At 37.3% G+C, this 11,285-nt stretch carries 9 protein-coding genes; all 9 read right to left on the reverse strand.

The features are described from left to right. Nucleotides 1-1,185, reverse strand: coding sequence for an elongation factor Tu (tuf, locus tag A9G34_RS01300; RefSeq protein ID WP_034946833.1), 1,185 nt, complete (start codon nt 1,183-1,185; stop codon nt 1-3). A gap of 68 nt (nt 1,186-1,253) precedes the next feature. Beyond that, the gene (fusA, locus tag A9G34_RS01305) at nt 1,254-3,356 is read right to left on the reverse strand and encodes an elongation factor G (protein WP_034947164.1); all 2,103 of its coding nucleotides are present in this window, start codon (nt 3,354-3,356) and stop codon (nt 1,254-1,256) included. 109 nt (nt 3,357-3,465) lie between these two features. Beyond that, the gene (gene rpsG, locus A9G34_RS01310; protein WP_034915550.1) at nt 3,466-3,936 is read right to left on the reverse strand and encodes a 30S ribosomal protein S7; all 471 of its coding nucleotides are present in this window, start codon (nt 3,934-3,936) and stop codon (nt 3,466-3,468) included. A 99-nt stretch (nt 3,937-4,035) separates the two neighbouring features. Then, nucleotides 4,036-4,410, reverse strand: coding sequence for a 30S ribosomal protein S12 (rpsL, locus tag A9G34_RS01315; protein ID WP_034883792.1), 375 nt, complete (start codon nt 4,408-4,410; stop codon nt 4,036-4,038). Between the two features lie 297 nt (nt 4,411-4,707). Beyond that, nucleotides 4,708-6,018, reverse strand: coding sequence for an NCS2 family permease (locus tag A9G34_RS01320; protein ID WP_065568653.1), 1,311 nt, complete (start codon nt 6,016-6,018; stop codon nt 4,708-4,710). Nucleotides 6,019-6,210: 192 nt separating this feature from the next. Continuing rightward, complete coding sequence (locus tag A9G34_RS01325) at nt 6,211-7,785, reverse strand: TerC family protein (RefSeq protein ID WP_034947157.1); 1,575 nt, start codon at nt 7,783-7,785, stop codon at nt 6,211-6,213. 142 nt (nt 7,786-7,927) lie between these two features. After that, nucleotides 7,928-9,370, reverse strand: coding sequence for a TrkH family potassium uptake protein (locus A9G34_RS01330; RefSeq protein WP_034947611.1), 1,443 nt, complete (start codon nt 9,368-9,370; stop codon nt 7,928-7,930). A gap of 14 nt (nt 9,371-9,384) precedes the next feature. Beyond that, complete coding sequence (djlA, locus tag A9G34_RS01335) at nt 9,385-10,227, reverse strand: co-chaperone DjlA (protein ID WP_034947608.1); 843 nt, start codon at nt 10,225-10,227, stop codon at nt 9,385-9,387. Between the two features lies 1 nt (nt 10,228). After that, a partial coding sequence (locus A9G34_RS01340) for a DNA gyrase C-terminal beta-propeller domain-containing protein (protein WP_218055647.1) occupies nt 10,229-11,285 on the reverse strand: 1,057 nt, incomplete at its 5' end.

Here is an 11,285-nt window from a genome sequence, read left to right on the forward strand (position 1 = left end):
TTATTTAATAACCTTAGCTACAACACCAGCACCAACAGTACGGCCACCTTCACGAATAGCAAAACGTAAACCTTCTGCCATCGCAATTGGGTGAATTAATGATACTGTCATTTTAATATTATCACCTGGCATTACCATTTCTACGCCTTCTGGTAATTCAATAGTACCAGTTACGTCAGTTGTACGGAAATAAAACTGTGGACGGTAACCTTTGAAGAATGGAGTATGACGACCACCTTCATCTTTACTTAAAATATATACTTCTGATTCAAAATCAGTATGCGGTGTAATTGAACCTGGTTTTGCTAATACTTGACCACGTTCGATCTCTTCACGTTTTGTTCCACGTAATAAAATACCTACGTTTTCACCTGCACGACCTTCGTCTAGTAATTTACGGAACATTTCAACACCAGTACAAGTCGTTTTTGTCGTTGGTTTGATACCAACAATTTCAACTTCTTCGTTGACTTTGATTACACCACTTTCTACACGACCTGTTACCACTGTACCACGACCTGAAATTGAGAATACGTCTTCAATTGGTAATAAGAATGGTTTGTCAACATCACGTTTTGGTTCTGGAATGTAACTATCTAATGCTTCTGCTAATTCAACAATTTTGTCTTCCCATGCAGCATCGCCTTCTAACGCTTTTAGCGCTGAACCACGAATCACTGGTGTATCATCACCTGGGAAATCATATTGAGATAGAAGCTCACGTACTTCCATTTCAACTAATTCTAATAGTTCTTCATCGTCAACCATATCACATTTGTTTAAGAATACGATAATGTAAGGAACACCTACTTGACGACCTAAAAGAATATGTTCACGAGTTTGTGGCATAGGACCATCAGTTGCTGCTACTACTAAAATAGCACCATCCATTTGAGCTGCACCTGTGATCATGTTTTTAACATAGTCAGCATGGCCTGGGCAGTCTACGTGTGCGTAGTGACGAGTTGGTGTGTCGTATTCAACGTGTGAAGTATTGATGGTGATACCACGTGCTTTTTCTTCTGGTGCGTTATCGATCTGATCGAATGCACGTGCTTGTCCGCCATATTTTTTAGCAAGAACAGAAGTAATTGCAGCTGTTAAAGTTGTTTTACCATGGTCAACGTGGCCGATTGTACCAACGTTAACGTGGGGTTTTGTACGTTCAAATTTTTCTTTAGACATCTTAATGTTCCTTTATTAGATCACTTCCCTTTATTTGTAAGGGAAGTGTTACTTTATTTATATAAAAATTATTTCGCTTTACGAGCTTCAATAATTGCGGTTGCAATATTTGTTGGTGCTTCATTGTACTTCAAGAACTCCATAGAGTAAGAAGCACGACCTTGTGTTTGTGAACGAAGGTCTGTTGCATAACCAAACATTTCTGAAAGTGGAACTTGTGCTCTTACTGTTTTACCAGTTGCAGTATCGTCCATACCTTCGATCATACCGCGACGACGGTTCAAATCACCAATAACATCACCCATATAATCTTCTGGAGTTTCAACTTCTACTTTCATAATCGGTTCTAAAAGCACAGGTTTAGCTTTCATGAAGCCGTCTTTAAATGCCATTGAACCGGCAATTTTAAATGCCATTTCTGATGAGTCAACATCATGGTAAGAACCATCAAAGATAGTAACTTCAACATCAACAATTGGATAACCAGCAAGAACACCGTTTTTCATTTGTTCTTGACAGCCTTTGTCAACCGCAGGAATGTATTCTTTAGGAACCACACCACCAACGATTTCGTTGTTGAATTTGTAGCCTTCGCCACCAGCTTCCAATGGTTTAATTTTTAACCATACATGACCGTATTGACCGCGACCACCAGACTGACGAACAAATTTACCTTCTTGTTCAACCTCATTACGAATTGTTTCGCGGTAAGCAACTTGTGGTTTACCAACATTTGCTTCCACTTTAAATTCACGTTTCATTCGGTCAACAATGATTTCTAAGTGAAGCTCACCCATACCAGAAATAATGGTTTGACCTGATTCTTCATCCGTGTGAACACGGAATGAAGGGTCTTCTTGAGCTAGTCTTCCTAAAGCAAGTCCCATTTTTTCTTGGTCAGCTTTAGTTTTTGGTTCAACAGCAACCGAAATTACCGGCTCAGGGAATTCCATTCTTTCAAGAATAATTGGAGCGCTTTCAGCACAAAGCGTGTCACCTGTTGTGACATCTTTAAGACCAATTGCAGCTGCAATATCACCTGCGCGAACTTCTTTAATTTCTTCACGTTTATTTGCATGCATCTGAACGATACGACCAAAACGTTCTTTCTTATCTTTAACTGAGTTAAGAACCGTATCACCAGAGTTAACAACGCCTGAGTAAACGCGGAAGAAGGTTAAGTTACCAACAAATGGGTCTGTTGCAATTTTGAACGCTAAAGATGAAAATGGTTCATCATCGCTTGAGTGACGTTCAGCTGCTTCGCCATTTTGTAATTCACCTTTAATTGCAGGTACATCAGTTGGTGCTGGTAAATATTCAACTACAGCGTCAAGCATGAATTGGACACCTTTGTTTTTAAAGGCGCTACCACAAGTGACTAAGATGATTTCGTTAGCAAGTACGCGTTCACGTAACGCTGCTTTCACTTCTTCTTCAGTTAACTCTTCACCACCAAGGTATTTTTCCATTAACTCTTCACTTGCTTCAGCCGCAGCTTCGATTAGGTATGAACGCCATTCTTCAACTTGTTCAACCATGTCAGCTGGTACATCTTCATAAGTGAAAGTTACGCCTTGATCAGCATCATTCCAGTTAATTGCTTTACGTTTAAGCAGATCAACAACACCAGTAAATGCTTCTTCAGCGCCAATTGGTAAAACTAAAGGCACAGGAACTGCGGCTAAACGAGTTTTGATTTGATCAACAACACGTAGGAAATTAGCACCCATACGGTCCATTTTGTTGACAAATGCAATGCGTGGAACTTTATATTTGTTTGCCTGACGCCATACTGTTTCTGATTGTGGTTGAACACCACCAACTGCACAGTAAACCATTACAGCACCATCAAGAACGCGCATAGAACGTTCAACTTCGATTGTGAAGTCTACGTGTCCCGGAGTATCGATAATATTGATACGGTGTGGTTCAAATTGTTGACCCATACCAGACCAGAATGCCGTTGTTGCGGCTGAGGTGATAGTAATACCTCGTTCTTGTTCTTGTTCCATCCAGTCCATGGTAGCTGCGCCATCATGAACCTCACCAATTTTGTGACTTACACCAGTATAAAACAAAATACGCTCAGTCGTTGTTGTTTTACCTGCGTCAATGTGTGCACTAATACCGATATTGCGATAGCGTGCTATAGGGGTTGTACGAGCCATATTAATCCTCTGTTTAGAATCGTTTGCTTAATAAATTATCATTTAGGTTGACTGATAGCAGATATGGGCTATCAGTTTAATTTCAATTCGCTTGTTACAAGTGAATTGATTACCAACGATAGTGGGCAAACGCTCTATTAGCTTCAGCCATACGATGAACATCTTCGCGTTTTTTCACAGCAGTGCCTTTGTTTTCAAAAGCATCCATAAGTTCATTCGCTAGGCGTAAAGCCATTGATTTATCGCCACGTTTACGTGCAGCATCTACAATCCAACGCATTGCAAGTGCATTACGACGAACCGGACGCACCTCAACAGGAACTTGGTATGTAGAACCACCAACTCGACGTGACTTAACTTCTACAGTTGGTCTTACGTTATCTAGTGCAACTTCAAAAGCTGCTAAGTGGTCTTTTCCACTACGCTCAGCTAATTTATCAAGAGCTGAATATACGATTGATTCTGCGATAGATTTTTTACCATCTATCATTAAAATATTTACAAATTTCGCCAGTAACTCTGAACCGAACTTCGGATCAGGAAGAATTTTTCTTTGACCGACAACATGACGACGTGGCATTGGAATACTCCGTTTATATGTTATAAATTTTCAGGTTTACCCAAAACTCAAATGAGTTAAATGGAATTATATAGTTTGGCCTTACTTAACGGAGTTCCATTAAGCTTTAGGTCGTTTAACACCGTATTTAGAACGGCTTTGTTTGCGATCTTTAACACCTGCGCAGTCTAATGCACCGCGAACAGTATGGTAACGAACACCTGGTAAGTCTTTAACACGACCCCCACGGATTAAAATTACACTATGTTCTTGTAGATTGTGACCTTCACCACCGATATAAGAAGTAACTTCAAAACCGTTGGTTAAACGTACACGACATACTTTACGTAATGCTGAGTTTGGTTTTTTCGGTGTAGTTGTGTAAACACGAGTACAAACACCGCGTTTTTGCGGGCATGCTTCAAGGGCAGGAACATTGCTTTTTGCTTCCTTTAATGCTCTTGGTTTGCGTACCAGCTGATTAATTGTTGCCATTAATAAGCTCCTGATTAATTGAAATAAATTTAAAATTGCTTTTTAGATACGTAATTAACAACTGTAGACCAAAACCTATATATAGAAGTTTTGGGTCGCAAGATTTTAGACTCCAGAACAGATAATGTCAAGTTTTTGCTCACGTTTAATCAGTAACCCCATTTTTTATTAGTGTGAGACAGAGGAATTTTGAGTAATAAAGATTTTTATTTTTCAAGCTTATCTTTTTGAAGATAGGGTATCTTGGCTTTGAAGAAAATGGTTTCCTCATCAACTTTATTGATGAGGAATTAAAGATTAATGGTGATCAATAAAGATAAATTTTAGCATAAATAATAAAGCAAAAATAATTACACAAAGATTGAGTTCTTTAAATTTACCAGTAAAGGTTTTTAAAATCACGTAAGAGATAAACCCAAGAGCTACACCTTCAGTGATTGCAAAGGCAAATGGCATCATGATTGCTGTAATAAATGCCGGTGTTGCATCGGTTAAATCAGACCAATCAACTTTCACCAAACTAGAAACCATTAAAATCCCAACAAATATAAGAGCACCAGATGTAGCATAAGTTGGAACTAAATGAGCTAAAGGCGATAAAAAAATCATCATTAGGAATAATATTCCGATTACTACTGCAGTTAGCCCAGTGCGACCACCTACAGAAATGCCAGCAGAGCTTTCAATATAAGTTAAAACTGATGATGTACCAAAAAGTCCGCCAAGTGATGAGCTGAAACTGTCGATTAATAATGCTTGGCGCATTTTGGGAAAGCGTCCTTTTTCATCTGAAATGCCGGCTTTGTCAGTTAATGCCAAAATAGTGCCCGATGAGTCGAATAGGCTAACAATCATTATTGAAAAAATAACGCCCATGATGGCAATATTAAGCGATCCAACTAGATCTACATGACCAACAACGCTGGTAACACTTGGTGGCATAGACACAATACCTTGGTAACTGATATTAGGATCGAGCCATAGTGCTAGTAAAGTTACAACTAAAATCGAAATTAATATTGCTGCATGAAAATTACGAGCGGCTAAAATAATAATAATAAAAAAACCAAGTGATCCTAATAATACGTTAAGTGACAAAATATTGCCTATGGTTAATAGTGTTGTTGGTGAACTGACTACTATGCCCATATTTTGAAATCCCATAAAAGCAATAAATAGTCCTATGCCTGCACTAATTCCAATCCGTAAACATTGTGGAATATGTTCAATTAGCCAATGGCGGACTTTAAATAGTGATAATCCAAAGAATATTAAAGAACCCCAAAATATAGCTCCCATGCCTATTTGCCAAGAGTAGCCCATTGAGCCACATATGCCATAAGCAAAAAAGACATTTAGCCCCATAGCAGGCGCTAAAGCAATGGGTAGATTGGCAAATAGTCCCATTATAATCGATGCAAAGGCGGTAACGATACAAGTTAAAACAAATACTGCTGAGGTATCCATCCCTGTTGCAGATAAAATCGACGGATTAACGAAGATGATATACACCATAGTGAGGAAAGTTGTACATCCTGCAATAATTTCAGTTCCGACGGTGGTTTTTTTTTCTTTCAATTGAAAGAATTTTTCGAACGTTAAATTCATAGGTTAGGCCCAATTGTGAGTGATAAGTAATAATGTCCATTTATGAACAGCACTATCTATTTTTACGCAAAGGTAAAAATAAAAAAGATGGGGAATTGTCGTTCCTCATCTTAAATTAGGAATTTTACTAAGATATTATTGCCAGTTATTTATTTTGGTCAAGCGTTATTCTGGTTATTTCGCTAAACAGTATTACTCTGTTACAGAATCGAGCTTGTTTAGCATAATTTTTACTTTCAAAATTCGATGACTTTCTATTTCGACCACTTCAAATAGATAATTGTCAATTTGAATGGTTTCGCCAACATTAAGCAAATGCTGAGCTTTTTCCATTAATAATCCTGCTAGTGTATGATATTCACGTTTATCATCAATGAGAATTGGTACAAATCGAATCAATTCTTCAACAGGAATATAGCCATTAGCAATCCAAGTATTATCTTCAAGACATCGAATATCATGTTTAGCATCAATTTCCTCTTTTTCCGTTGGAAAATCGCCAGCAATGGTTTCGATAATATCTGTAACTGAAACAACCCCCTGCATTGAACCAAACTCGTCTACTACAAAAGCAAAATGTGTTTTAGCTTTTTTAAATTGTTCTAAAGCAACCAGTAACGATACCGTTTCAGGAAAGATCAGCGGTTGTTTGATAAGCGAGTGAATATCAATTGGTTCTTTACTTTGTAGTATATCTTTTAATAGATCATTAACTTGAATGATACCTAAAGGCTCATCGATTGAGGCGTTATCGGTAACGACTAAACGTGAATGTGGGTTATCAAAAATCTCTTTTAAAATTGTTTCGCGATCGTCATTGATATTAACCATATCAACATCTAATCTAGCTGTCATAATACTACTGACAGATCGCTGAGCTAATCCAAGCACTCGTTCAACCATGCTTAGTTCTTGATGATTGAATACGGATTCTTTTTTATTAGCATCTGAAATTGTATCGATAGAGTGAGTCTCAGGATCTTCTTCAATATCACCTTTAAGTAAGTGTAAGATAGCTTCTGCAGTCCGTTCTCGTAATGGTTTTTTATTTAGTGCTTTACGGCGATTAAATATGGCAAGTTGATTAAAAAATTCAATCATAATTGAAAAACCAATTGCCGCATATAAGTAGCCTTTTGGAATCATAAAACCAAAACCTTCAGCAACTAAGCTAAAGCCGATCATTAATAAGAAACTTAAACAAAGAATAACAATCGTTGGGTGTGAATTGACAAAAATGGCTAATGGTTTACTGGCGACCATCATAATGCCAATTGCTATACAAACAGCAATAATCATTACTGGAATATTTTCAACCATTCCTACAGCAGTAATAACTGAATCAAGTGAAAATACCGCATCAAGTACAACAATTTGTGCAACAACTGTCCAAAAATGTGAAGTTTTTTGGGGTTTACCCTCTTCATGAGAAGACCCTTCAAGGCGCTCATTGAGCTCCATTGTAGCTTTAAATAGTAAAAATATCCCCCCGATTAACATAATCAGTTGACGTGCGTTGAAGCTAATTCCAGATATTGAAAATAGTGGTGTAGTGAGTGTGACTAACCATCCCGTAAACATTAATAATAAAACGCGTGTAATTAAGGCAAAAGCAAGACCAGTAACGCGGGCCTTATCTCGTTGTTGGGGTGGAAGTTTCTCGGCAAGAATGGCAATAAAAACAATATTATCAATACCAAGGACGATTTCAAGTACAACTAGAGTGGATAGGCCAATCCAGATTGTAGGATCCATGATCCATTCCATATGTCAGGTGATTACCTCTAATAAACACAGCACATGCTGCTTAATAATTCTGTCTGTAATTTACTAAATAATCAATAAAATATTTATAAAATTTGTGTGTTTTGAAAAAAAATTAATGTTTTATTAGTATTAGCATGAAAATTTAGCTTCGCCAGAATGTTGGGGTAAATAAAACAAGTAGGGTAAATATTTCCAGACGCCCAAATAGCATATCAACTGCCATAACCCATTTAACTACATCACTAACACTAGCAAAATTATCACTGACATTTCCAAGTCCAACACCTAGATTATTAAGTGATGAGGCAACAATATAAAAAGAATCGATAGTATTGATACCTGTTGCCATGATAACAAACAGGCTAACTAAAAAAACTAATGCATAGGCCGAAAAAAATCCCCAGACCGCTTCAATAATTCGTTCTGGGACTACACGATTATTTAATTTTAACGTATAAATAGCATTTGGATGAATAAGACGCTTTAACTCTCGAGAGCCTTGCATAAACAAAATTATCACTCGAACTACTTTTAAACCTCCCCCTGTTGATCCCGCACAACCACCAATGAATGAAGCGCACAATAAGAATATTGGCAATGGTGATGGCCATGTGTTGATGTCATCGACACTAAAGCCAGCTGTTGATGATATGGATACCACTTGTAAGATAATTTTATCAATGCTCAGACGGTGTGGTTTATAGAAATAGATAACAATTGTGCAGATAGCAATTAATATCAGTAGAATAAATATAAATGTTCTGAACTCTTGATCACGCCAGTAATCTTTAATCGAAAAACCACTTAGCGCGGCAAAATGGAGCGCAAAATTACAGCCTGATAAAATCAAAAAGAGGGTGACGATATAATTGATTATAGGACTGTTAAAGTAAGCTAAATTATCATCATGGGTTGAAAACCCTCCCATTGATATTGTTGAGAAACTATGTGACACAGCATCAAATATATTCATACCGGCCAGCCAAAGACAAATAGCACAAAGCGTTGTAAGCAAAATATAAATTGACCAAAGTGTTTTGGCTGTTTCTGCAATACGTGGTCGCATTTTGCTATCTTTTTGTGGCCCTGGGATTTCCGCACGATAAAGTTGCATGCCTCCAACACCCAATAACGGTAGGATTGCTACTGCTAGCACAATAATACCCATACCACCTAACCATTGTAATAATTGACGATAAAAAAGTAAGGCTTTAGGTAGGTGATCTAATTTAACAATCGTTGTTGCTCCAGTTGTGGTAAGGCTTGAAAAAGATTCAAAGAAGGCTGTGGTTAAGTTTAAATTAATATGGGTATCAAAAATAAAAGGAAAAGCGCCGATAGTACCAAGTACAACCCAAAATAGTACAACGATAAAAAAACCTTCACGTGTGCTCAGTTCGTGGCGATGTTCCCGATTCGGGAACCATAGTGCAAATCCTAAAATTAAAGCAGCAAAAAAAGAGCGAACAAAAATTGCCCCAGCACCATCACGATAGATTAATGCAATAATCGCTGGCAATAACATGAACACCGACAATAGTAAAATTAATAAACCAACAATTCTGATAATTGATCGCCAATGTATCATAGTATTTATCTCTATTTGAATCCACGAGCTGCTTTGATAAGATCATAAGCAGCTTGGATCTCTTGAGCACGTTTTTTTGCTGCTTCGAGCATCTCTTTAGGCAAACCTTTTGACACAAGTTTATCTGGATGGTGCTCATTCATTAATTTTCGATAAGCCCTTTTTATTTCCGAAATTTCGGCGTTTAATTTAATACCCAGTATTCTGTAGGCATTTTGTAGATCTGATTGCGTAGAATAGCCTTGATAACCATTATAGCTATTATTTTTGTGTTGATACTGGCTACGCTCTTGTTGGTTAGTATTTTTTTGATGAAAATGGTAACTGCCCATCATCATTTGAATATACATTGCCATTTGTTGACGAGGAATATTAAATTCTTCTGCCACAATGAACAAAATTTTTGACTCTTTTTCATCTAAATTACCGTCGACTAATGCCGATTGTATCAGTTGCTCACAAAAAATATTCAACACATTACGCCTGAAACGATATTGTGTATATAATTGTTTTAAGCGAGATCTAAGAGGGTAATCACTAGCTTTACCTTGATTGAAAGATTCTTGCGCAAGCTGTCGACCGTTGCTATCGAGTTGTAATTGGTCCATAAATTGACGAGCAAGATTTATATCATCTTGTGTTACAACGCCTTTAGATTTGCTTAAATGGCCTAATACTTCAAAAACAACAGTCAAATAAAGTGTTGGATTTGCTTGTGTACTTTGTTCGGTTAATTTATTACAAAATGTGCGGTAAAGCATTGGCCCAATAAATAGGCCGAGCATAAACCCCCATCCTGTTTTTAATACAATACTTAATACAAAGCCTGTAATTATTGCCCAGATAAAAGACATATTATTCATTTACCTCAATTTTATCTATCTTCTGTAAGCCTCTCGGTAATGGTGTACCTTTTCGTGCTCGCTCTGCCTTAAATTTTTGTAAATCAGCAGGATATAATGTAAGTTTGCGTTTACCAACATATAACGTTATTGATGTGTCTTGCGTAATTAATAGAGTATAAGCAAGGCAATCATTAGCGCCTGAAAGCGATACTATTTTATTTCCTTTACCTTTGGCAAGCTCAGGTAAATCTTTTACAGGAAATATGAGCATCCGGCCTTCTTTGGTGATTGATAGCAGCAAACTATCTTCAGATGTAATTTCGATTGGCATCAGTATCCTGGATTCTTTAGGTAAATTAATAATTGCTTTACCATTACGATTGCGAGCAACCAAATCACTAAATTGACAAATAAAGCCATAACCGGCACTTGAAGCAAGTAATAATTTTTGCTCACCATTTTGAGACATGAGCACATGTTCAACAGTTGCGCCAACAGGTAGTGCTAATTTGCCAGTTAATGGTTCGCCTTGACTTCGTGCTGATGGTAACGTGTTTGGTTCTATAGCATAACTACGCCCCGTTGAATCAATAAAGATAACAGGTTGATTACTTTTGCCTTTGGCGGCAGCTTTAAAATTATCACCGGATTTATAACTTAAACCAGCAGGATCAATATCATGACCTTTTGCTGTTCTTACCCAACCCATTTCAGATAAAACGACAGTAACAGGGTCAGATGGTGTTAACTCTTGTTCACTAATAGCTTTAGCTTCACTGCGTTCAACAATTGGAGAACGACGGTCATCGCCATATTTTTCAGCATCCTCTTTTAGCTCTTTTTTAATTAAATCACTCAATTTTTTAGGCGAAGCTAACAAAGCTTGCAGATGATCACGCTCTTTTGCAAGCTCACTTTGTTCACCTTTAATGCGCATCTCTTCAAGTTTGGCTAAGTGGCGGAGTTTTAACTCTAAAATCGCTTCGCCTTGAATTTCAGTTAAGGCAAAACGATTAATTAATTCTTGTTTAGGTTCATCTTCGTGACGAATAATTTCGATAACTTCA

Source organism: Gilliamella sp. Choc4-2 (assembly GCF_001690355.1).
Lineage (GTDB): Bacteria > Pseudomonadota > Gammaproteobacteria > Enterobacterales > Orbaceae > Gilliamella > Gilliamella apicola_A.